We start from the raw sequence: 22612 nt of genomic DNA, 5'->3' as shown, positions 1-22612 counted from the left end.
CCGCCATCATGACAGCGGCCCGGCAATGAATGTCTGATAATGGGGACGCTCGGCCAGGCGGTCGCGATACGCCGCGAGAGAGGACAGGTGAGGCTTTGGAAGGTCCAGCAGGAACCAGCGATGGACGGCAGGAGCAGACGCAATGTCTGCAAGAGAGAATGTGTCGCCGCTGATGAAGGTAGTCCTGCCGAGCCTGTGATCCAGCAGGGTAAAGGCGTCGACGGTGGATTTCATCTGCTTCTCGGCTTCCGGGCGATCATTCTTGAGCGCTTTTCGAACGCGCCCGATCGGTGGAGTAAGCGTGGTTGCGCTCCAGTCCATCCATTGGTCGATGCCTGCACGGACTGCGGGTGCAGCAGGCCAGAAGGAGAAAGCATCGTGGCGGGATGCGAGATAACGCAGAACGGCGTTGGATTCCCACACGATCGTACCGTCATCTTCAATGGTCGGAACCTTTCCGTTGGGGTTCATGGCCAGATATTCCGGCGTGTCGTTGCCACCAAAGCTTCCGCCGCAATCGATCCTGTCGTATTCGATCCCCATTTCCGCCAGCAGCCAGAACACTTTGGCGGAATTGGAGGAATTTGAACGGCCATAGACTTTGAGCATGAATTTCCCCATCGCAGCTACCGGCACAAGGCCTCGAACGATCACAAACAAGTACTCCGCCAAATTGCGGATGCCTATGTATACTAATGTTTACATGAGAGTGCAATGATGCAATAAGTTTCGGACAGTCAAGCGATGAGACAAGGTCCAGCATGGTTACGTTCATATCGACGGCGGTCGTGGCATCGCTTGGAGGCTATCTTCTATCGCTTTTCCACGTACCCCTGGCATGGATGATCGGTGCGATGATAGCAAGCTCGATACTTGCCTGGTTTCGCCCGGCGGCGCTCCCGAAGCGGACGAGGCCGGTGGCGCTGATGATCCTTGGGGCTAGCTTCGGGTTAGGTTTTACCAAACCCGTCTTTCTGGCTGTGGTCAGCGCACTGCCGGCCATTGCCCTCGCCGGCCTGCTCACCATTCTAGCGGGCCTGGCAATCGCCCGGATGTTCTCGATGGTGGCGAGGGTGGATATGAAAACCGGTTATTTCTGCGCAGTACCGGGCGGGGTCACTGTAATGCCCGTTCTGGCAGAAAAAGCCGGGGCCTATGTTCCCGCAGTGACCCTGGCGCAAACGATCCGCATGGTGGTTGTCGTCCTGACTTTCCCGCCGCTTATGCTGCTTATAAACGATCCTTCCTCCCGGAGCATATTCCACGCTGAGAGCCTGCCTGTGTATCTGCCGGGACTGGTGCTCATTCTGATTTGCGGACTTGTATCGGCGCTGGTGTTGCAGGTATTCAGGATTGCCAATCCGTGGATGCTGGGACCCCTGTTTTTCTCGATGGCAATCACCGCACTGTGGCATGCGCCTTCCGGTTTTCCGCACTGGCTGATCAACGCGGCGCAGATCGGCATGGGTGCGTCGCTGGGCGTCAAGTTGACGGGCAAATTTCTTCTAGGCAGCAAGCGTCTTGCTTTTGCCTCTGTGATATCCTCGTTCGCGCTTGCGGCGCTGCTTGCCGCTCTGGCCCTTGGTGTCGCATATCTTTCCGGTTTGCCCAAGGAGGCCGTCATTCTCGGTATGGCCCCGGGAGGAACGCCTGAAATGGTCGTGACGGCAGCCGCTCTCAACGTCGCGGTGCCGCTGGTTCTCGGTTTTCATCTCGTGCGGATGCTGATCAGTAATTTGCTCATCGGGCCAATCTGGCATATTGCGGAAATGGCTGGAATGGCAGGACGCGACATTGCGAAACCGGATAGCGAAACCGGAAAGCTCTAGCTATGGATCGAAATGGAAAGCCGGAATTTTTTCCACATTCATCGCACTGGGGTGCGTTCACGGTGCGAACGGATGACGGCAAGCTCAGTGCTATCGAACCGTTTGCAAAAGATCCGTTCCCGTCGCCGATGTTGCGAAGCATTCCGGAATGGGTACATCACACGACGCGCATTGCGCGTCCTGCAATCCGCAAGGGTTGGCTGGACGGAGATGGCGGCAGGGGCCGCGGGACTGACGCGTTTGTCGAAGTCGATTGGAACGAGGCACTGTCTGCCATTTCCAATGTGCTCGACAATGCGATAACCGATCACGGCAATTCCTCGATTTTCGCCGGATCCTATGGCTGGGCGAGCGCAGGGCGCTTCCATCATCCCAAGACGCAATTGCAGCGCTATCTGGGTCTTCGTGGCGGCTACACAGGTCAGATCCATTCCTACAGCATTGCAGCAGGCTATGCGATCCTGCCGCATGTGGTCGGCAACACCGACAGCATCACCCGGGCGACCACAAGCTGGCAGTCCATCAGCGCACATACCGAACTGTTCCTTGCCTTCGGCGGCTTGCCGCTGAAAAATCACCAGGTGGTTTCGGGAGGACCCGGTGCTCATTCCGCGGAGATGTGGATGCGAACGGCTCGCGGCAATGGTGTCCGGTTTATCAATATCAGCCCCCTGATGAGCGACGCTCCCGAATTTCTCGATGCGGAACGGATCCCGATTCGGCCGGGTAGCGATACCGCCTTGATGCTGGCATTGGCCTATCATCTGCTGAAGAACAACCGGCAGGATGACGAGTTCCTTGCCCGCTGTACTGTCGGCTTCGAGCAGTTTTCAAGTTATCTGGAAGGCGCCGATGGCGGCTGTCCCAGAGATGCGGACTGGGCGGCCGGGCTCACAGGGATACCGGCTGGACGCATTCTCCGGCTGGCGGAAGAGATCGCAGCATCCCGGACGCTGGTGTCCACGAACTGGTCGCTGCAGCGCGCCGATCATGGCGAGCAGCCATTCTGGATGACGATCGTGCTTGCGGCGATCCTTGGCGGCATCGGTTTGCCGGGGCAGGGTTTCGCATTCGGCTACGGCAGTATCGCAGGGATGGGCGAACCGCGCACGCCCATCCCTGCGGTTTCACTCAAACAGGGACCGAACCCTGCCGGGAGTGCGATCCCTGTTGCCCGCATAGCCGACATGTTGCTCGCGCCGGGAAGCACCTATGCGTTCAACGGTAAATCGATGACCTATCCGGATATCAAAGTTGTCTACTGGTGCGGCGGGAATCCCTTCCATCATCATCAGGATATCAATCGTCTGATCAAGGCCTGGAAAAGACCCGAGACGGTCGTCGTACACGATCCATGGTGGTCCACCGTTGCGCGTTATGCGGATATAGCCTTGCCGGCCACCACCACGCTCGAGCGAAACGATATCGGTTCCAGTTCCAAGGATCGGTTCATCCTGGCCATGAAGAAGGCTGTCGAACCGGTGGGCGAGGCGAAAAGCGATTGCGACATCTTCGCCGGGCTGGCACGCCTTTCCGGGCATGATTTGGAATTCACGCAAGATCGCAGCGAAATGCAATGGCTGCAGAGCATTTATGCCGAAGCGCGCAAAGGGGCTGAACGGCATTCGGTTTCGCTTCCCGATTTCGACAATTTTTGGAAGGCCGGTCATGTGGAGATCACAATGCCGGCTGATGATTCTGTGCTGTTTTCCGACTTCCGGCACGATCCGGAAGGGTCTCCTCTCTCAACCCCATCCGGACGCATAGAGATTTTCTCGGAAACGGTGGCTGGCTTCGGTTACGCGGATTGCCCAGGGCATCCGGTATGGCTAGCTCCAAAGGAGTGGCTCGGTGCGGGCGGCAGCCTGGATTATCCGTTGCATCTGGTGACCAACCAGCCCGCGCACCGATTGCACAGCCAGATGGATCAGACGTCGTTGAGTTCTGCCGCAAAGACGAAAGGCCGCGAGTCGGTGTCGATCCATCCCGAGGATGCGCGTAAGCGGCGGATCCGCGATGGTGACATTGTCCGTCTGTTCAACTCGCGAGGCCAGATCCTTGGCGCTGCCAGGGTTTCCGACGATGTTATGCCGGGTGTCGTGCAGATGGCGACCGGTGCCTGGTACGACCCACTCGATCGAGACAAAGAAAATTCTCTCGACAAGCACGGCAATCCAAATGTCCTCACTGCGGATCACGGCACGTCCCAACTCGGGCAGGGGCCTTCGGCGCTCAGCGTGACCATCGACATCGAACCGTGGGACAAGTCGCTGCCGGCAATTACCGCCTTTGATTCACCGCTATTTGTTGCCCGCTAAGCCAGTTTGTTGGTCCCCATGGAAATTCGGGTGATACTGGGCAAACGGGTGTCGCAACGGTAGAACGCCGGAGAGCTGCGTCTACACATCCCGACGAGCGCGTTTACGTCTCCTCCATCCCCACCAGGTTCAAAGCGGTCTCGTATGCCGATGCCGCGCGCATGATATGCTGGGTAAGCGTATCATTGTTCTCCTCGATATTCCCTCTGCTGAAGTTCTCGATAATTTGAGCGTGCTCGTCGAACGACTTGGCTTGTTCTTGTTGTAAGAGGCGGCGAGGTGCGCTCTAAGAGCCGCCACTCGACCCGAGACAGATCCGACCTGTCAGGCAGAGACGGAAAGGGTGAGACCCTATGACAAGAGCGGCACCAGCGAAAATCGCCGCCGAAACTACGCTACGGCCACCGTTTGTATCCGGCACTCCCACTCTAATATTTTTTCTGCCCTAAGGATTTGATTTTCCTGCAAAAAATTTCCTTTTTGGTTCCCTGCGCCGCGATGGAGGCCGTCAAAATGTTAGCATTTTGATTTTGCAGGTTTTTTAAGGAATTTCTGGGCAGAAATTTTTTTGTGGACTATCGGGATCTATCGACCGTTTCACAGTGAGGCATTGACCTCAAATCTCGAATCCCTTGCCTCCGATAAAGTACCGTCAAAACCGGCGAAATCAATACATCCGCCCTCATCCCAGATCGCTGGGATCAGGGTGGCCTTGCCGAACAAGGGAGCCGAGATGGGCTAAGCCTCTCTGGCTGGCTGACACCAAAGTGCGGTTTTCAGCGCCAGAATCCAAGGATTTGTATCAAGACGAAGACTGAGGCCATATGCCATATTTGCTAACCGACGCGACGCGAAACGGGGCATTTTCAAACTATCAGCAGCCACGTTTTTTGAGTTGCGCCCGCCCGCTGGAAGAGCGGGTGTCATTCATGGCGACTGCCTACCAGGCAAATTTGTTCTGACACCCAAACGAGTTTTCGCGGGGGCGTTACTACCAGTTCCTCGACAACGGCGGGTCAGAATATCAGGGCAAGTTCGACCTGAACGCAGCGCGCAAGAGCATGCCTATCGTTCTCCGCTACACGGTCACACCACCCGCACGAATACCCACCCTCCATTAATCTTCCACGATCGTGCGAGGCCGCGCCCCACAAGCCGATTTGCGACGCGACTGACGTCCCAGACGAGTTCTTCGATCGCATCGGCTAGTTCCACGGCATTGCGTGGTTGAACCTCGTCCATTGCGCTGAGAACGGCCGCTTCGATCTCGGGATTATAAGGCGGTTCTCGATTTCCCCCCTCAAATCGGTCGCACCACAGAATGTGACCACGCCAGACGATGAAGTGGCTTTCGCACCCTCCTTCACGCCACACTGAGGGAAAGAGGGTAAGTCCTTCTCCCCGCATATCAAAGCGCCATGCCTTGTCGGCGCGACTGTCCAGGTTGATTACTAACGTCTCGCCGCACCCATCAGGGCACGCCATGACAATCGATCTGGGTCGTGAGCGAAACACCATGGAAGCGTCGCCAGGGGTGCTGAGGCTTGCTTCAGCCTGGTCCCTGTACTCGGCATCGCCGACCAACCGGACCATTCGTGCAGGCTCTGTCATTTGTCGCTCCTATTGTAACGTGTTGGCCGGACCGGCAGATTCCAGGTTGGCCCTTTAGCGAAGGCGCCCATTGAAGAGCAGGCCACGCAATTCGGCTGCACGGCGACAGCTATCTCCTTCACTCGGCCACGAATGCCGTCATAAACCTGATAGCGTGGTTTGATCGGAACCGGCGTGACAGCCCCGAGCAGCATGGTCATCGAGAGCGAACTCACGGTAGAGTTGATCGACAAAACCGCGGGCTGGGGTTCGCGCTCGCCCTGTACATAGGGGTCCGCCGCGCGCTGCTCAGGCGTCAGCATCTCCCGCCGGATCGCCTCGCCGTCGAGCGCGCCCGAGCAGTTCAGGCAAGGAAGTCCGGGCGCAAGCATCTGCACGCGTCCCGTGATATGGCTGACGGCTCCGTTCGCGACAGTGATGCTGACGCCCATATCAATTACGGGCACCAAATACTGGTAGGCAGCTTGGTTGACGACCGCCCGGCTCGCATGGGAATCCGTGCACAACAGCACGAAATCGAAGGTTGTGATGAGCTTAGCTACCTCCTCGTCGACGATGTCGGCTTGAAGGGGGACCACCTTGGCATCAGGGTTAATGGCGCGGATCATCCTAGCCGCGACCTCGACCTTCGGCCGGCCAACGTCTGAGGGGACAGAGCCGACGAGGCGATTAAGATTCGTCTCCTCGACTAGGTCGTGGTCGATCACCGTGATCTGCCTGGCGCCGAGATGGGCAAGTTGCTGGCACTCGAGCGATCCCGTCCCACCCGCACCGATCACGCCGAAGTGGAGGCGGCGCAGCAGCCGTTGCCCCGGCGCTCCGAATGCCCTGACCTGCCGGTCGTCGCGTTCCTGATCGGACACGCCGTGCATGGGCGAATGGAGCATGAGCCTCTCTCCCACTTCCCATACGTCGATCTCATCGTCCTTTCCGAGAGGGCGCGCACGGCAGCCCTGCGGCCCGATCACCAGTGCGACATGTGGCACTGGTGCCGCTCGCCGAACAAAATACGAATCCAGTTCCGTCTCGCCCGCATCGTCGACCGGCGAAAAATGCGGATGGCCGGGGCTGGCCGGATGCGTGTGGATCGCGATGACGGCCATGCCGGTGACCCTGCTGCGGTTTGCAACCTCGATGAGGAAAGACGATTTGAGGATCGCAGATACGCAGGTACGGCTCTCATACGCATCGTCCGGCACGGGTCTGGCGTCGGCGACGATCCATGTGTCACTATGCGCATCGTGATGGGCATAGGCGATGGCACAGCTCTCCAGGTCATTGGCGTCGAGCAACATCGACGCCAGATCGGAGTAGAGAGGTGCAGGAAAGCGGACGCGGCTCATTGGACCTGCCTCATTCGATCGATCACCACATTCATCCACGTCGACAGACTGTCGCGGTTGGGGTTCCATGGTCCCGTCAAATGCCACGAGAACCAGAGTGCCGGCTCGACGGTCTCCGGGACGGGAGTTGACGCGGAGTTCTGTGGTGGACCTCCATGCGCAAGAAGGAGATCGGGATCCGCCCAGAAGCAGTCGAGCTGCGCAAATGGATATCCAGGCGGGACGATGAAGCGGATGGTGGTCGACGACTTCGACCACCCCTCCGGCAGGCGGACGCCCGGCACGGTGACGAGCGTGGTGCCGCTCGGCAACTGCCGGGTCTGAACGTCGCCGAAGCGCTCCCGCAGCTGCTCCAGCTGCATGTCGAACACGCCGGGCATCAGCCGAAATTCGCCTTGGGGACCGACGAGAAACGGCGGACACCATGCTTCGGAACGAGGCTCACAGCCTCATCATCGGCGATGATGCGGTCCGGGTCATCGCCCTCGCCCTCCAGCGACAGGTCATGCTGCGGATCCCAGTCAGATACCATCGCCTTGATCTGCGCGCCGGTCAGCTTCTTCTTATCGGTCTCATAGGCCTTGCCGTTGACGAAGAACGTGTAGGTGACCTTGTTGGGCGCCGTGATGAACTTCTCGACGCCGTTGGCGGCGAGATCCGCATCGGTGCCCGGTTCGATCAGCTTGTCCTTGCCGCCACGCACCTCCAGGAAGACCGCCTCGTCACTGCCGATGCCGGCGAGCGCACGCAGCACCGCTTCAGGGATGGAAGAACGGCCCCACACGATGCGCGCCTCGTTGAGCTTGACGCGGTAGAGCGGGTCGGTGCTGAAAGTGATGAAGCGGAAGGCGGCACGATCGCGCAGATCGACCTCCTCATCCGCCCGGACATCTTCGAAGTCGCCTTCGGACGTGATCACGAACAGTGAGTGACCATCGATGTCGTTAATGCCGGCCTTCTTCAGGATCTGGCGGCCGAGCGGAACCGGATCGTCGAGGATAAGCGGGTGGAAATCTACGCTGTCGACAGCGAGCGAGACCCGGTAGCGACCGGGGCGCAGGGGGCGATCTTCCTGCACGGCGAGTGCGACATCGTCGATGTCGGGGTTTTCGATAAGAGACATATTTTGTTTTCCTGTGGACCTCGGCCTGATTGCGTCGGTCTCACAGGGTTAATCTCGCCAGCATCGGCCGACCGGTAATTTTGGTCAGAGATTTTTTTGCAGCCTGCCGTCGGCCACTGGACCGCAGGTAAAGAAGGCGGGACAGAAGGGGCATGTGCGGTCGGATCGCTTAGGCGTGAAGTTTCCGCCCTCGATCGCCGCGAAGACTTCGGCAAGCTTTTCTGTTCTCTTGCCGAGCGCCTTATGGTCGAACTCGACCCTTGTAGTGTGATCGTCATCGCCGAGGTGGACGATCTCGACCGTGCAGCCGGGAAGTGAGTTGGCGGCCGCCATCTGGAAGGCGGCGTCGGCGAGGCCCTGTCCGGTTTTGGAGGATCGGTGACCGGTCCGAACCATTCGCACGATATGCCGTCCATTAGGCGTCATCACGACATCGTCTGCATTTGCCGAGACGGTAGTCGTTCCGAGCCCTGTTTGGAGAGAAGGCGGTATCGAGCGGGTTGTACCCGCGCGCATCGCCACGAACCGCTGGACAAGCAGGGTCGCAACTTCACGGTGCAGCCGATATTCGTCCCCAGCCAGTGGCCCTTCAGACCATCTCTGCTCCAGCAGTCTCTCCATGTCACCAAGCGACACGACGGAGGGATCAGTGGCGGCGATTTCCGTCACGATGGCGCGGACCAGATCGTGCATTGTCGTCATGGTTGTTGGCGTGCGTCGACCGCCGACGCCAAGCACATGGGTGTACAAAAAGCGCCGTGGGCACCGATCATACAGATCCAGTTGCGCTGTCGTGACCTTGATTTCAGGCCCCAATACGATCGGGAGCGGTTCATCCTCGGGGTCCGGTTTCCGATCCGCGTGCGGCGTTGCCGCGCGGGTTTTCGTTACACCTAACCGTGCTATGAAATCCGAGGGATTGCGCCGGTTGCCGTTCGCCATTCGGGTCGCTGAGTAAAGCAGGAGGCGGTCCCGGGCACGAGAGGCGGCGACATATAAAAGGCATTCCTGCTCGAGAGCGTGATCCGCAGCAGCCAGAGCGATCGTTCCGCCTTCTCCGCCAGCGATCATGCCATCTGGCACCGGACAGGCCGGCTTACGTGCAGTGCTGGGCATGCTCCCCTTATTCAGACCCATGACGTGTACCACGGGGAACTCGAGACCCTTGCTACCATGGATCGTCATCAGCCGGACCGCGTTGATGCCCTGAGCGGCCAGCGGAATCTGTCGAAGATCCCGTTCATCGGCGAGCTGGACAAGTCGCCTGATCCCGTCGAGCGTGCGGTGGATCGGCAAACCCGGCCCTGCACGTTGAGCGCGCAGGAAGCCCATCAGCTGCCAGATCGCCACGCCCATGGCGCGACTCGAGATATCGTCCGTCGAAGCGATCAGCGCCGCCGTTCGTGTCCGATCGAGCATGACATGCGCCAGCACGGACCAGGGAAGCGCATCGGTGCCAAAGCCGTCCAGCATGCCGGCCACCCGGTGCATGGCCTCAGTGTCAGCGGCGTCCAGGGTTGGCAGTGAGGGCAATGAACCGGCCCAGGCGAGCGGTCCGGCTTCCACCTGCCGAAGGTGCTCGACCACCGCTGCGGCACCCGGCAGACTTAGCCCGGTCGACAATCCCTGGAGCGAGGCCTTACGCACCAATCCCATGGCCCGCCTGTCGACGAGCAACGACAGAACGGACAGCAGATCCTTGACCTCGGGTCGTTCGAAGAGATTGCCGAGGTAGAGGACCGGAATTCCGCGTCGCTCCAGTTCACGACCCATGCGGTTGAGCCGGTCGTTGCCGGGGCAGAGCACAGCCTGGTCGCGGAAGGCGACGTCCTGAGAATGGCGCAGAATTTCGTCGGCGAGTGCGTCCGCCTCGTCGTCATTGTCACCGAAGGTCAAATGCTCTGGCGGGACACCGCTGGACGGTCGATCTGCTTTGAGGGAGGCATCGCCAATGCCAGCCTGCATGCCCCCCCCGAAATTCGAAAATGCGCCAACGATCTCGGGCGTCGATCGATAGTTGAGACGCAGCCGATCACCAGTACCACCAGGAAAGTCCTCGGTCTTGAATCGCGACATATTGAATGAGGATGCGCCGCGGAACCTGTAGATCGCCTGCCGCGCGTCACCAACGGCCCAGAGGTTTTTGCCAACATCCGTCAGTCTCTGGAGCAGCCTCACGCTGCTGCGGTTCACGTCTTGATACTCGTCGACGAGGATATGGCTATATGTCGCGCGCAGAATCGAGACTGCCTCGGCATCGGACTCGAGCAGCTTTACGGGCAGAGACACGAGATCGCCGAAGTCCACGGCGCATGCCGCGAGCTTCAACTCCTCGTATTTCTCATAGACAAGCGCGACTTCGGCGCACCGCTCAGCGGCATTGCGGGCCTCGGGGTCGGTGGCCCTATCCAGCATCTCCCGCGCCAGCGCGGCGTAGCGGTCAGCGTCCGCGACCTCGTCTTTCGCCCGGGATATCGCGGTGAGCATGTCCTTGAGGGGACGATCGGGATTCATGAACTCCCGATGATGGGTGAGGTCCAGTGCGAGATATTCGCGCTCCATGATCGCGATCGCCTCGCTGCGATCCATCATGCGGGGCTCTCTCGGGAAGCCCAACTGCTTGTGGTATCTTCGCACCAGATCGAGACCGAAGGCGTGGAATGTCCCGATCCACATCGCCGACGCTGCCTCTGGCCGCAGTCCGGCGATGCGCTCGGATAGTTCTCCGGCAGCCTTGTTGGAGAAAGTCAGCACAAGAATCGATCGGGGGTCGTTTCCTTCATCGACGAGGCCGGCGACCCGCCCGACAAGGGTCTGCGTCTTTCCCGTTCCCGGTCCGGCCTCGAGAAGATAGGGGACCCCACGATGCCGTGCAGCCTCGCGCTGCTCATCATTGAGCGGCTTCGGAGGCCTTACCTCGGCCTCGTCGGGGTCCGGCTCGACCGCCGGAAGCAGCAGCGCATCGAGAAGCTGTAGCGCGACGACGTCGAAGGGGGCTCCCAGCCTCGTCGCAATCTCTGATGCCGTCATGCCGTCAAGGTGGAGTGCGCGAGCCCGTTTGCGCGGTAGCAGGAGCTCGCGACCGAACAGGTCCATCTGGACCTCGCGGCGCTGCCGCCGGCTGTAGTCGACGACCCGATCCTCGCCAACGGGGGAAGCTTCCGCTGGCCGCGTGGGATCGACGTCGTGGGCGACGTGCTCGACCCGGTCGTCGCCGAGCGTGGCGTGACCGAGCTCGTGGCCCACCAGGAAGGCCTTGAAGAAGGTTGTTCCCGAGTCCTCGTGCCTGATGGCACGATTTATTGGATCGAACTGTGCCCGACCGCCCTCCAGGATCGCGCTGCCTGGCTCGACAAGCTCGATGTCCAATTCCAGACTGGATGCGGCGGCTTTAACGAGCGCCTCGGGATCCCAAGGGTCAGCGCCCTTGGAGACCACCTCATCGTGAAGCGCCGCGGCACGCTGCCGCGCGAGTTCGACAGCGTCCATGGGTCAATCCTGTGAGGCCAGCAACTGCTGCCGTCGCTCATCCGGTACCTTGCACTGCATAAGCAGGTCCTCAAATGTGATTTTCTCCTGCTCGGCGGATGGAGCATCGTCGGCTTTGTAGCTGATGCCCGGAGCAAGTCGAGGTGGTGCTGCCATGAAGCGGCGCAGGTCGTCCACGGTGGAGCGGAGGCCGCGCGCAAGAGCGTCGACGAACCACGCGGGCACGCTGGCGATGTCCACAAGCCGGGAGCTAAACCCCTGGATCACCCCGCTGGGCACATCAAGGGCGCGGCGAAGCCTTACCAGCTCCTGGGGCGAGGCGTTAGCGAAGGGGTCGACCACCGCGGCGGATGCCTGAACCGGCGACGTCGCTCGGAAGGCTGCAAGGGACGCTTCTACCCACGTCTCATCGGCCGGCGCGGTGATCTCTCCAGTCGCGCGCTGCAGTCTCAGATCAAGGGATAGGTCGATCAACTCGCCCGAAAGATGTGGGTATAGCTGAAGGTAGCGGTCAAGAGTCGCATTGTCGTGCGCCTGCTCAACTGCGAATGCGAGGAGGATCTCCTCTGCGCTGTCGTTGCGGCTGTCAGTCATGGTCGTCTCCAATCGACAGAGCGTGGCGTATCAATCGGTATGCTTCGTCACGTCTATTCCGAACCGTTTTCTCGGATTTGACGCCGATCGCCTTTCGAATGGTCATGACGCTGTCGTCCGACGAATCGATTGGCATGTCCCTCATGATCAACTCAACGACTCTGCGTAACTTGTCTGGTAGGGACCTAATCGCGTCGGCTACGCGCGACCGGTAAATCGGATCGTCAGACAGCAATTCCTCTTTGAGGTCTAAACTCCCGACCGCGCTTTCTACCGCCAGCGAGGGTTCGTTTGTCTCCTGGTCAGCCTCAATGGCTTCGGTGCGCGCCGCCTGTCTCCTCGCCCTGTGCATGGATGTCGTGCGGAGCGCTGCAGTGGCACCGGCAAACATGACTTCGAAATAATCGAGGGCTGACCCTGGCTCGGCTCGATCCTCGATCAACTTGCGGATGAAGGTATCCTTCACTCTATCGCGGGCATCCGCGGCATGGACGCTCTCGGACACATCGATGCTTTCGCCGGCGATGCGTGGCAGTGCCGATGAGAGTCGGCGCATGAGTTCGCGATAAAGATCGTTGAAATAGCTCTCGTCGTTGTCGTGCCGCGTGTCGCGTATCAAATAGACGATACACTCGGACTTTACGTAGAGCGGTGATGACGTGTCGCGGATCTTCAAGGCAGCGATAATTTCCTGGCGCGACTGCTCGATGAGTCTCGCTAACGCTTCCTCAACATCCGCACGACGCGTGTAAAGCGTGCCGTCAGATCTGCATTTCGTTAGTGATTTTACGTATCGCGTACCCAAGAATCCCCCCAACCGAAACTCGCCATCAACGCCGTGAAAGCCAATAGAAAAACGACGCCCACAGAACACATCGTTGCTCAACGCAAAGTCACCCCACACGAGTTATCAGTCACTCTAACCAAGCAGTAGAATTCCCGGATTGCAAAGGGTTATTTACTTGTGGCTACATATCCTAATCGCCGCTCCTGCTTTAGAGATTATTTTCGCAAGCATACCACCCTAAAGATGCCAATACCTATCGGAGAAGGTTGTATGCGACATTTGCCAATCGACGTGACGCTAAACCAGGTATTTTCAAACTGTCGCGCGCCATGATCCAGCCTAACCGGTCTACCTCATCAGTCACGGCTGCCCCATGGCCGAGTTGGTGACCGCGCGCCGCAAAGACATCAAAGCTGAATTCGAGCGCAGCTTCGTCAACATGACGCGGCAAGGTGCGCAAGCGGAATGCATCTCTCTTTCGCTACAAACTGCGTGTGAAGTTCTTCGGATGGTTGCATGTAGAGGATGTGAAACGGCAAGCTACTCCCTGCGTACTGCAATTCCTTCTTGAGCTGCGCCAGCAGATTACCCCCCGGGCCGACAATGAGAATATCAATATCTTGGCCAATACCGTGTAGGGTCGAGCCAAACATGAACGCATCGAACTGCTCAAGCGAGGGGCAGGAGCCCAAGAGGTAGACCGCGATCTCGCGGGCAGTCATCAAGCCCTGCTCAGGCGCTCCTTCAACTCTTCCCATTTCATCACCTCGCACCCCAGTTCTCGGCCCGCCTCGTTCGCTTCGGGCTGCGGCGTGCCATTGGGATTGATGTTCCACACGATGTCGACCGGGCCAAAACGGTCCCACATAGAGCGAACCTCGTTGGCCGTCGGTTCATAGTCTGCAATCATGCCGATCCGAAACGTCGCGCCACTCCGCAGGGTGATCCGGTGGATGCGGTCGAATTCTCTATCAACCTTCTCCACACGCCCATATTGCCGCAGAAGCCGATCCGAGAACTTGTAGACCTTGTGCGGCGCCGAGTTTGCATTCCCGTCCAGCGCCGCTGAACCGAGTGTGCCGAAGCTTCCCCAGCCTATACAGTTTTCTTCGAGATACTGGATTGCCTCCCCCTCCCAGACACATTCTGCGCGATAGCCGCATAGGAAATCGAGGCCCTCGACCGGTTCCCGGTATCGAGCTGCCGTCGCCTGATCGACCGTCTCGACGGACGTAATGGCCGCAAGTACGTCAGGTCGATCCTGCGTCATGATCCGGATGATGTCACCGCCGACATGTTCCGCGCTCGACTGCCTCTCTTTTGCGAAAGAGGCGAGCGCGTATTTGATCTGCCAGTTCAAGCGAACATTCCCTCCATCGAATCCGGGAAGCGAATGGCGCGGCCGGCAACCCCGCATACGTGACGCTCCGACAGGCCGCGCACATGCTCCTGATACTCAGCGAAGGTGCGCCGTTCATCCGCTGTGGCGAGGCCCAGATTAGCCTCGATGATCGCCAAGGTGCGATAGTGGTTGGGCAGGATTACGCTTCTCATCCGATGGTCCCAGGCCGCCGCGCTGCCGGATTCCGGATCATACTTGAAGCCCGAGCCTTCCTCGGGTGCGAACTTCTCCCAGATTGCCCGGTTCTCAGCCATGATGCCAGCGACTGCGGCCCTTGCCTGTTCCCGATTGTCGTAGGCTTTGATTCCTTGCTTGAGCGCCAGTCGTCCGAAATGATTGGCTTTCCAATCAAGCAGAATAGTGCGTGGATAAGCGTCGGGATCCTTGTCTATCTTCGTATGGCAGGTCGGACACAACAAGATCAGATTTTCGAACGCATCGGGGTCGAAACCTTCTGCCGGTCGGTCTTCGTGGCGTGGCCCTGCGTCGCCGTGCGGGATGACATGTGCCATTTCAGCGATGTGTTTGTCCCCACCCATTTCAGCGGGAAAGAGTGAATCAAAACAATCTGGTTTCTGACAATACCCCGATGCAGCCGCGAAGAGGCGCAGTCGTGTTGCAGCTGGTATCGCCTTACGATCTGCCATCCGATCTCCAGTCTTCGGTCGCCCGCGTTTGAGAACGTCAGCGGTCAAATTGCACTAATTGCGCAGTCTTCGGATCATAAGCATGACCCGTGATCGTGCCGTCCTTGATGCGACCCACGGCCTCATCAACGGCGAATAGAGGAACCAGGAACCACTCCTTGGGCACGATCGGTTGGCCGAAACGATCCTTGATCTCGACATCCAAGCGAGCGGCGCCAAAGACCTTGTGGATCAACGTTTCGAGCTTGGAGCGATTGATGTTGTAGAGTTCGTAAGTCGCGACGATCTCGACGTCGGCCATGAGGTAGGTTGGATCGAGCCGAGCGTTAGCGATACGCCGCTCGACGCTACCGCCCGTCACGCCGATCTTGTGCAGGATTTCGCGGTTGGCTGCGACCAGGGGGTGGTCGGACTTGCTCCGCAACACATAGATCGTGCCGCTGGCCTGATCGCCATCGCCAGTCTGGTCGTCGAACAACGGGCCGGCGCTGGGTTCGGTAATGCGTCGACCAGCCTCGTCCTTGTAGAGGGCGCGCTGCAGTGACCGCAGTAGCAGGTCGCTCTCGGTGCCGTTGGAATAGATGACCCGGAGCCGCGCGTCGGTTTCCCCGTTCGGCGCTTTTATCGGCTCTCCAACCTCAGCCACATAAGCGGTCTGGCCGCCAAGGATGAAGAATTGCCCGGCCTGAATGTCGGCTTTCAGGAAACCGGCATCCTTGACGAAGGGTCTTGTGATCCGGCGCCCGCTCTCAAGATCGGCCTGCACCTGCAGGAACAGGGGTTTGAATCTCTCGAAATCCACGCATTTCTCGCGGCTCGCGATTTCTTCGGCCTCGCGCTTCTCTGCACTGGTGCGTACATGGCGCAGGTTGGTGATTTCGGATGAACCAGCCGCGCCCTCCAGTTCGGCGAGCATCTCGTCCTCATCCATCGAATCAGCGGATGGGCCAGACGCTATGGGCGCACCTGTAAGCAGTCCCTGGTGATCAAGCTGTGTGAGAAGGGACCGGCATTCTTCCAGTGCGCGCAGTCGGTCGAGCCGCACGGCGTAGAGCCGTTCGAATATATCACCATGCTCGCCGTGGCGCGGAGCGTGGCCGTTTTTCTCGACAAAGCGCTGAATCTCCTCAAAGCCCGCGATGATGCGCTCCTCCTGAGGCGAACGGCCGCCCTTCTTCTCTGGTTGCGCGAAATCCTCGAGCTCCGAACGCAGTTCATCAAGGTCGAGACTACTCATAGCGGCCCTCATCCTTGAAGCGGACGAACGCTGCGGCGCCTTCAGCTAGGTGTTTTTCCCAAGCGTCGGCCGAGCTGATCGACGGCAGACGTCCGCGCTCCCGCTTGAACTCGACGGCTCGCTTGGCGATCACCTTCGCCTCCTCGGGCGTTAGGCTGGTGCGCTTGGCGGCGATCGCTGCGGCGACCTGCTTCAAGCTTTCCTCGCTCATCGTCTTGGCGAGGATCGCGTAGGCCTCCCCGAACGGATTGATGCGGTCGATCAGGTCGATGTCCAACTCGCGCACGTCCATCGCGAACTTGCGCACGCCATCAACAAAGGCGGTATTTGCGCTCTCCTCACCGAGCGAGCTGCCCGCCGCGACTTCCTTCGCTTTCTGGGTCAGATTCAACGCCGCCACAGCATGTTGACGCACGGCCTCCTGATCCTCGGCATCGAGCTGCGGGAACTTGTCCTTGATGATCTTACCCATGCGCACCTGGGTCAGTTCCTCGGGGACGAGTTCCTCGTCGAAAAGGCCGCGCTCGATCGTGGTCTTATCCTGCACGAAGGCGGCGATCACCTCGTTCAGGTCTTCTTGGCAGATCCGCGTTGCTTCCTCGCTCCCGGGCGTAGCGAGGCCCTTGATCTCGATCTGGAACTTGCCGGATTCCTCGTTGAAGCCGACGTTGCACTTATTCGGATCGTAGCCGCCCTCTCCATAGTCAAAGCCCGGCGTCGGCTCGTTTTGGGGATTCTTGGGCTTGAACTCGAAGCGAGGGGCCAACACCTGCTCCATCAGCAGGCTCGCCGCGATCGCCTTCAGCGTGTCATTGACGGCCTCGGTCACGATGTCATCGGCGGCGGCGGGCTCGGCAATCAGGTTCGAGAAGCGGGCGCGGATCTTGCCCGGCGCATCGCGGGTGGCGCGGCCGATGATCTGCACGATCTCGGTTAGGCTGGAGCGATAGCCGACCGTCAGCGCGTGTTCGCACCAGATCCAGTCGAAGCCTTCCTTCGCCATGCCAAGCGCGATGATGATATCGACGTGATCACGGTTGTTTTTCTGCGACGCATCTTTCAGCGCGGCCGAAACCCGGTCCCGCTTGGCGGAGTCATCATCGACCAGATCGGCGATACGCAGGATCCGGCCTTCCGGTGTCTTGACCAGTTGGAATCCGGTGGCCGGATCGGTCCCCTGCCAAGCGCCCAGCTCCTCGATGATGTGCTCCACCTCCTTGATCTTGTCCTTCGTGCTCTCGCGCGAATTGACGTTCGGGATGTGGATGATCGTCTTCTCGGCCGGGTTCAGTACCTTTAGAATGTCGTCGGCATAGGAATCCGAGTAGAAGAAATAGCCGATGTCGAGCTGCTTCAGGTACTGATAACCATTGAGCTGCTCATAATAGGTGTAGGTGACGCTCTCGAACTTGCCTTCGTCCTGTGGCGCAAGCACCGCCTCGGCGTCGCCCCGGAAATAGGACCCCGTCATCGCAACGACATGCACGCGGTCGCGGGTGATGAAATCGCCCAGATGAATGCCTAGTTTGTTGTCGGGATTGGCGGAGACGTGGTGGAATTCGTCCACCGCGATCAGCCTGTCGTCGAACGCCTCGACCCCGAATTTATCGACGGCGAAGCGGAAGGTCGCATGGGTGCAAACCAGCACCTTGTCGTCGCTTTCCAAGAAAGCACCCAGCGAATTGACCTTCCCGCCATTGTCGTTACCCGGCGCGTCGCAGAGATTCCATTTCGGCTTTACGTGCCAGTCCGCCCAGAAGCCGTGCTTGCTGAGCGGCTCGTCATGGAAACTGGAGCCGATGGATTTTTCCGGCACCACTATGATGGCCTGCTTGACGCCCTGGTTGGTCAGCTTGTCGAGCGCGATGAACATCAACGCGCGGCTCTTGCCCGAGGCCGGCGGCGACTTGATCGATAGATATTGCTCGCCGCGCTTCTCGAAGGCGCGCTCCTGCATCGGCCGCATGCCGAACTCGTTGGCCTTGGTCGAGCTGCCGTTGCTGGCATACTTAACCGAAACGGAGGGGACTGATTTTGGCGCGTTGTCGATCATTGCTTGCTCGCCTGTTTGTGGCCGGTGCGGTCTCTCAGGATGGCCTTGCCAAACCAGTCGGGCACGTCATTGACCTTTGACTCGAATATGTTCTCTGGCACCGCTTGCCAGAACGCGACGATGGCATCTGAAAATGCCAGAAACTGCTCGTCACTCACCCTTAGATGCGTGTGGTCGCGATACTCCACGCTTGAAAATGCAGCGCCGCGGAACGGGTCATCGAGATACTCAGGATGCTTTTGCTTCAGATCCTCGAGTGATTTTCCCTTGCCGTGCTTATACACGTTGACCACAAGCCGGCACGCATCAAGCATTTGGAACTGGTCTGCGCCACCAATCGGGCAACCAATGCTCTCCAGCAATTCAGCGATCTGCGCAAAATCAGCCGACCATACTTTGAGCGCGGCGGCGTCACCTCGGTGCCAATGTTGAATTTCTCGAACTAGCCAATCACGCAGCTGCTTGTCCCATTCATGGAATATACCCGCGACGACGCTCAAGCGCGTCTGGTCCCGCATATCACTGAGAAGGGTGTAGAACTCGGCGTCGTTGGCAGCTTCGTAGAATTCGCCGGGGTCATGCCGATCAGGATCAAACCTTCCGCTGCTTCGCTGAAGCCAATCCTCGGCAGCCTTGTCGGCTTCGACCTCGATGTCTTCAAATTGTGAAAGCAAGCGCTTTCGCGCCTGCTCAACATAGAAGAGATGACCGGCAATCAAAGACTGCCGAAACGGACCCCACATCTGGAACAGCACATAGTCGCTCATGCTGCCGCCACCTTACGAGCTTTGGTGGCATTACTCGGTGCAGCAGCCATCTTCGTGTAAAGCTCGAACAGCTTTTCGAGCCGCTCGGTGTCGTTCTTGAACCGACGACCGATATAGATGCGCTCAAGTGTCTCATCGCTGCGCTCATGCGCGATGCGAAGGTCGTCGGGCATTTCCTTGGGATCGTACAGGTCCGCAATTGTTGCCGGGAAATGCGCTTCGCGTGCCAGCAGAATGTCTTCTGCGCAGCGGATCAAGTCGGCCTTATTTTTTTCTGTCAATGGCGGAATGGGAAAGGTGTTCCATCCCAGTGTATTAGAATATGAGAAATCTGTTCTAAGTCTCCCACAGATGGTATCTATCCACGACAGGTGAAGCCTGGAAGTTATAATAGAAAAAGCCCATAGCGGCCCGTTGGGAATATAGAATGCCTTGTTAGTCGCAACAACGGATTCATCCGCAATTCCCGCAGGGAAATGCTCTCTGTTTTCGGAAGAGACAATCGGAACAAATATCTTAAAACACTCATCACCCTTACGCTCACGAAATTGATGAGGCCTTGAAGCAAGCTTGTTTACAGCCTCATCATCGGTCTCTGTTCGGTCTCGGCGTACACTATCGATGCGCTCTCTAACTTCAGGAAAGCTAAGCGCCATTCCGACTTCACTGTCATCGATCCAAAGGCAATAACGCTCTTTTCCGTTGATATATTCTGTCGACCCGAGAAAACGTCGAACTTGACCTACTGGGAATCCGCTTCCTATCAGCCGAGCCTTCTCACTAGCGTTCAGTATCAATCCCGCCGATTTCGAATAATAAACGCCGTATTCCATTGTGACGTCAGAGGAACGGGGCTTTTTCTCCGCGGGAACAAATGAAATGTCATGATCCGTCAAATAGGGGTTGATGTTTGCTACCTCACGCACATTTTCACTTGAAAATATGCGTCTTATCCCTCCAGGCATTCTATCGACGCCTGTCACAACAACGGTTACGCCCGCTTTATTTGCCGCAAGATTTGACCACTTGAATGAGGTGTGCGCGAAGCGAATTTTGAATCCACGTTGTAGAAGCAGGGCCCAAGTGATGGGAACTTGTTGTCCTTGGCACAGGCTATTTGTCGTGACAAAAGCAAATGGGGCGTCGCACGCATCATTGTATAATGCCGCCTTCATCAACCACGCGCCTACGTAATCAACATTCTTCCATTTGGTTGTAAGGCTGGAAAACACCTGCTGAAGGTCTTCTTTCTCTTGTGATTCCTGTTTGCGAGAACCCTTAAAGGGCGGATTCCCGCAGATGTAGGTTTCACCGCCTTCATTTTCGAAATCGATCTGGGCCTGATTGAGCGGAGTGTGAAACAGGTCGTCAGCGTGGTGTGTCACGCCCGTCCCTGTCGGTGGGCAAATGCTGAGCCAGTCAAGGCGCAGGGCATTACCGCAGGTGATCCAATTCTGCGCATCGAGCGGCAGAAAGTCCCGGAGTGCTTCCTTCTGGCCGCGATACAGCACGTCGCACTGATACTCGGCGATGATGAGCGCTAAGCGCGCGATCTCAGCCGGGAAGTCGCGCAGTTCTATGCCGCGAAAGTTGGTAAGCGGAATTTCTGTGCGATGGTCGGGTTCTTCGCGGCGGTGATTGATCTCGGCCTCGATGGCCCTCATCTCCTTGTAGGCGATCACAAGGAAATTGCCCGAACCGCAGGCCGGATCGAACACCCGGATCTTAGACATACGCTTGCGCAGGTTGAGTAACATGCGCGCATTGTCGCCTCCCTCTTCCAGCTTCTCTCGCAGATCGTCGAGGAACAGCGGGTTCAGCACCTTCAGGATGTTCGGCACGCTGGTGTAGTGCATGCCGAGTGCGCCGCGCTCATCGTCGTCGGCCACGGCCTGGATCATCGACCCGAAAATGTCCGGGTTGATCTTCTTCCAATCGAGACTGCCGATGTGCAGCAGGTAAGATCGCGCGATGCGGCTGAAGCGCGGCACATCCGTGCTGCCGGAAAACAGCCCACCGTTCACATAGGGAAAGGCATCAGCCCAGCGCGGGAGGCCCGCAGCGGCCCGTTCGGCAGTCTTGGTATTCATAGCGCGGAAAAGTTCGCTGATCACCTCTTGGGTGTTGGACGAATCCCTCGCGCTCATTCTCTCGATAGCCGACGTGAACACGCCGATACCGTTAAAGATGTCGGTATCTTCCGCGAAGAAGCAGAAGATCAGCCGGGCCAAAAAGTGGTTCATGTCGTGCCGGCGCTGCGCGGTGCCCCATTCGGGATTGTCCTTCAGCAGCTCGACATAGAGCCGGTTGAGGCGGCTGGTCGCCCGAATGTCGAACGAGCTTTCGCGGACCTGCTTGACCGTGGTGATGCCAGCCAGCGGCAGAAAGAATCCGAAATGGTTGGGGAAATCCGCATAGGTGCAGGAGACCGGCGCATCGTCGATCGTAAGATCTTCGGCTTCGAACAGCTCGCCGTCGGTCGCCAGCACGAAGCGCGCCTTCGCCCGCGCCGTAGCGGGGCTGGCCTTCAAAGCTTCCAGCGTGCGCGTCACCTCACCCGGCTTGCAGGTGGCGATGTGAATGTTGTTGGTCTGAAGCACGCCGCCCAGATCGGACTTGTTTGATTCGCCCTTGCGCAGGCGCTTGAGTGTGGTCTCCTTGTTCCCGAAGGCCTCGAGGAACGCGTAAGGAAACTCTTCGGCGTCGAACGGCCGCTCCGCGAGCACCGAGATGGCTTCTTCGATTTCAACCGCGTTCATGAGCGCCCTGTCTGTCGTCGGGGGTGCCAGCAAACGGTTGGACGTCGATGCCGTCGGCCTTGTGCATCGCCTCGGCCAGTTCGTGATCGAGTTGACGCATCAACCACTCGCGGGCCGGCAACCCGAAAGCCTTCTCCAGTCGGATCGCCATTTCAGGCGAGATGCCCGATCGCGCGTTCAGCAGGTTGCTGAGGGTTTGCCGATCCACGCCGAGAACGCGCGCTGCGTCGGTCACGCTCAGCCCGTGCTTTTCGAGGCATTCCTGCCGAACCACTGATCCTGGATGCATCGCCAATCGACTCGCTCGAAACCTACCGCGGAATCCTATAGTGACAATCGACACTCGACAATCGCCCGCGCAGGATCTGGATCATCTTGTCCACGTAATTTTCGAGGTGACCAAGGCGCTCAGAGAAGTGACCGCATCCACCTTAGGACCGCGCCTAACGATCTCGCGGCAGATCACCCAGGCAGCGTTGGCAATCGCAACGCCGCGTTTGCGCTATCACATGGGCGCCGTGACAAATGCTGTCATGGTTCGCCGACGCCGATCCCTATGACCTACGACAAAAAATCGTGTACCCGGGACTTCGATGACGCGACCTAGACATCGGTCGCAGCAAGGTGAAGACGCATGTTTCCCGTTGACGTGC

General features: G+C 58.6%; 18 protein-coding genes and 1 pseudogene. 3 read left to right on the top strand and 16 right to left on the bottom strand.

Annotated features, from left to right (window positions below; all coding sequences use genetic code 11):
* Window positions 1-6 precede the first annotated feature (6 nt).
* Window positions 7-609 (bottom strand): glutathione S-transferase family protein, encoded by a 603-nt coding sequence (locus tag V6582_RS09340; RefSeq protein ID WP_197434323.1) that lies wholly within the window; start codon window positions 607-609, stop codon window positions 7-9.
* A 152-nt stretch (window positions 610-761) separates the two neighbouring features.
* On the opposite strand from V6582_RS09340, the gene V6582_RS09335 reads away from it, so the two are divergent.
* Window positions 762-1829: an AbrB family transcriptional regulator gene (locus tag V6582_RS09335; protein WP_156631030.1), complete on the top strand. Its 1068-nt coding sequence runs from the start codon at window positions 762-764 to the stop codon at window positions 1827-1829.
* A 2-nt stretch (window positions 1830-1831) separates the two neighbouring features.
* A complete protein-coding gene (locus tag V6582_RS09330) occupies window positions 1832-4147 on the top strand; it encodes a molybdopterin-dependent oxidoreductase (protein WP_156631029.1) in 2316 nt (771 codons plus the stop codon).
* A 1086-nt stretch (window positions 4148-5233) separates the two neighbouring features.
* Here V6582_RS09330 and V6582_RS09325 read toward each other — a convergent pair.
* The 7 genes from V6582_RS09325 to V6582_RS09295 all read right to left on the bottom strand — a co-directional run bounded on the left by V6582_RS09325 (window position 5234) and on the right by V6582_RS09295 (window position 13193).
* Window positions 5234-5758: a DUF6527 family protein gene (locus V6582_RS09325; protein ID WP_156631028.1), complete on the bottom strand. Its 525-nt coding sequence runs from the start codon at window positions 5756-5758 to the stop codon at window positions 5234-5236.
* A complete protein-coding gene (locus tag V6582_RS09320) occupies window positions 5755-7101 on the bottom strand; it encodes a HesA/MoeB/ThiF family protein (protein WP_197434322.1) in 1347 nt (448 codons plus the stop codon). Before V6582_RS09320 ends, V6582_RS09325 begins: the two co-directional genes overlap by 4 nt.
* Window positions 7098-7481: an E2/UBC family protein gene (locus V6582_RS09315; RefSeq protein ID WP_048648534.1), complete on the bottom strand. Its 384-nt coding sequence runs from the start codon at window positions 7479-7481 to the stop codon at window positions 7098-7100. The genes V6582_RS09320 and V6582_RS09315 overlap by 4 nt, the downstream gene beginning before the upstream one ends.
* On the bottom strand, window positions 7481-8224 hold the full coding sequence (locus V6582_RS09310) for a multiubiquitin domain-containing protein (protein ID WP_082143910.1): 744 nt from the start codon (window positions 8222-8224) through the stop codon (window positions 7481-7483). Before V6582_RS09310 ends, V6582_RS09315 begins: the two co-directional genes overlap by 1 nt.
* Window positions 8225-8308: 84 nt before the next feature.
* Window positions 8309-11713 (bottom strand): UvrD-helicase domain-containing protein, encoded by a 3405-nt coding sequence (locus V6582_RS09305; RefSeq protein ID WP_156631026.1) that lies wholly within the window; start codon window positions 11711-11713, stop codon window positions 8309-8311.
* Between the two features lie 3 nt (window positions 11714-11716).
* Complete coding sequence (locus tag V6582_RS09300; protein ID WP_156631025.1) at window positions 11717-12307, bottom strand: hypothetical protein; 591 nt, start codon at window positions 12305-12307, stop codon at window positions 11717-11719.
* On the bottom strand, window positions 12300-13193 hold the full coding sequence (locus V6582_RS09295) for a DNA-binding response regulator (protein WP_156631024.1): 894 nt from the start codon (window positions 13191-13193) through the stop codon (window positions 12300-12302). Before V6582_RS09295 ends, V6582_RS09300 begins: the two co-directional genes overlap by 8 nt.
* A 142-nt stretch (window positions 13194-13335) precedes the next feature.
* Here V6582_RS09295 and V6582_RS27540 point away from each other — a divergent pair.
* Window positions 13336-13389: pseudogene (locus V6582_RS27540) on the top strand (hypothetical protein); the annotation flags it as partial.
* A 139-nt stretch (window positions 13390-13528) separates the two neighbouring features.
* Here the strand turns inward: V6582_RS27540 and V6582_RS09290 are convergent.
* The 8 genes from V6582_RS09290 to V6582_RS09255 are packed head-to-tail and all read right to left on the bottom strand — an operon-like array spanning window position 13529 to window position 22248.
* The gene (locus tag V6582_RS09290) at window positions 13529-13816 is read right to left on the bottom strand and encodes a hypothetical protein (protein WP_156631023.1); all 288 of its coding nucleotides are present in this window, start codon (window positions 13814-13816) and stop codon (window positions 13529-13531) included.
* Entirely contained in the window at window positions 13816-14454 is a 639-nt protein-coding gene (locus tag V6582_RS09285; RefSeq protein WP_197434321.1) for a hypothetical protein, read from the bottom strand. Before V6582_RS09285 ends, V6582_RS09290 begins: the two co-directional genes overlap by 1 nt.
* Complete coding sequence (locus tag V6582_RS09280; RefSeq protein WP_156631022.1) at window positions 14451-15143, bottom strand: HNH endonuclease; 693 nt, start codon at window positions 15141-15143, stop codon at window positions 14451-14453. The genes V6582_RS09285 and V6582_RS09280 overlap by 4 nt, the downstream gene beginning before the upstream one ends.
* Window positions 15144-15180: 37 nt before the next feature.
* The gene (locus V6582_RS09275; protein WP_156631021.1) at window positions 15181-16380 is read right to left on the bottom strand and encodes a GIY-YIG nuclease family protein; all 1200 of its coding nucleotides are present in this window, start codon (window positions 16378-16380) and stop codon (window positions 15181-15183) included.
* A complete protein-coding gene (locus tag V6582_RS09270; protein ID WP_156631020.1) occupies window positions 16373-18433 on the bottom strand; it encodes a DEAD/DEAH box helicase in 2061 nt (686 codons plus the stop codon). The genes V6582_RS09275 and V6582_RS09270 overlap by 8 nt, the downstream gene beginning before the upstream one ends.
* Complete coding sequence (locus tag V6582_RS09265; RefSeq protein WP_156631019.1) at window positions 18430-19200, bottom strand: hypothetical protein; 771 nt, start codon at window positions 19198-19200, stop codon at window positions 18430-18432. Before V6582_RS09265 ends, V6582_RS09270 begins: the two co-directional genes overlap by 4 nt.
* Entirely contained in the window at window positions 19197-21959 is a 2763-nt protein-coding gene (locus tag V6582_RS09260) for a class I SAM-dependent DNA methyltransferase (protein ID WP_156631018.1), read from the bottom strand. Before V6582_RS09260 ends, V6582_RS09265 begins: the two co-directional genes overlap by 4 nt.
* On the bottom strand, window positions 21946-22248 hold the full coding sequence (locus tag V6582_RS09255) for a HigA family addiction module antitoxin (protein ID WP_156631017.1): 303 nt from the start codon (window positions 22246-22248) through the stop codon (window positions 21946-21948). Before V6582_RS09255 ends, V6582_RS09260 begins: the two co-directional genes overlap by 14 nt.
* Window positions 22249-22612 lie beyond the last annotated feature (364 nt).

The organism is Agrobacterium vitis (genome assembly GCF_037039395.1).
Classification (GTDB): Bacteria; Pseudomonadota; Alphaproteobacteria; order Rhizobiales; family Rhizobiaceae; genus Allorhizobium; species Allorhizobium vitis_E.
The sequence above is the reverse complement of the archived record's forward strand: the minus strand, read 5'-3'. Positions and strand labels throughout refer to the sequence as shown.

What these genes read in the sequence shown, in the direction of transcription:
- V6582_RS09305 (WP_156631026.1), bottom strand. Translation starts at nt 11,713, where the DNA reads ATGGACGCTGTCGAACTCGCGCGGCAGCGTGCCGCGGCGCTTCACGAT.
- V6582_RS09320 (WP_197434322.1), bottom strand. Translation starts at nt 7,101, where the DNA reads ATGAGCCGCGTCCGCTTTCCTGCACCTCTCTACTCCGATCTGGCGTCG.
- V6582_RS09315 (WP_048648534.1), bottom strand. Translation starts at nt 7,481, where the DNA reads ATGCCCGGCGTGTTCGACATGCAGCTGGAGCAGCTGCGGGAGCGCTTC.
- V6582_RS09340 (WP_197434323.1), bottom strand. Translation starts at nt 609, where the DNA reads ATGCTCAAAGTCTATGGCCGTTCAAATTCCTCCAATTCCGCCAAAGTG.
- V6582_RS09310 (WP_082143910.1), bottom strand. Translation starts at nt 8,224, where the DNA reads ATGTCTCTTATCGAAAACCCCGACATCGACGATGTCGCACTCGCCGTG.
- V6582_RS09280 (WP_156631022.1), bottom strand. Translation starts at nt 15,143, where the DNA reads ATGGCAGATCGTAAGGCGATACCAGCTGCAACACGACTGCGCCTCTTC.
- V6582_RS09325 (WP_156631028.1), bottom strand. Translation starts at nt 5,758, where the DNA reads ATGACAGAGCCTGCACGAATGGTCCGGTTGGTCGGCGATGCCGAGTAC.
- V6582_RS09265 (WP_156631019.1), bottom strand. Translation starts at nt 19,200, where the DNA reads ATGAGCGACTATGTGCTGTTCCAGATGTGGGGTCCGTTTCGGCAGTCT.
- V6582_RS09290 (WP_156631023.1), bottom strand. Translation starts at nt 13,816, where the DNA reads ATGACTGCCCGCGAGATCGCGGTCTACCTCTTGGGCTCCTGCCCCTCG.
- V6582_RS09300 (WP_156631025.1), bottom strand. Translation starts at nt 12,307, where the DNA reads ATGACTGACAGCCGCAACGACAGCGCAGAGGAGATCCTCCTCGCATTC.
- V6582_RS09260 (WP_156631018.1), bottom strand. Translation starts at nt 21,959, where the DNA reads ATGAACGCGGTTGAAATCGAAGAAGCCATCTCGGTGCTCGCGGAGCGG.
- V6582_RS09275 (WP_156631021.1), bottom strand. Translation starts at nt 16,380, where the DNA reads ATGAGTAGTCTCGACCTTGATGAACTGCGTTCGGAGCTCGAGGATTTC.
- V6582_RS09255 (WP_156631017.1), bottom strand. Translation starts at nt 22,248, where the DNA reads ATGCATCCAGGATCAGTGGTTCGGCAGGAATGCCTCGAAAAGCACGGG.
- V6582_RS09330 (WP_156631029.1), top strand. Translation starts at nt 1,832, where the DNA reads ATGGATCGAAATGGAAAGCCGGAATTTTTTCCACATTCATCGCACTGG.
- V6582_RS09270 (WP_156631020.1), bottom strand. Translation starts at nt 18,433, where the DNA reads ATGATCGACAACGCGCCAAAATCAGTCCCCTCCGTTTCGGTTAAGTAT.
- V6582_RS09335 (WP_156631030.1), top strand. Translation starts at nt 762, where the DNA reads ATGGTTACGTTCATATCGACGGCGGTCGTGGCATCGCTTGGAGGCTAT.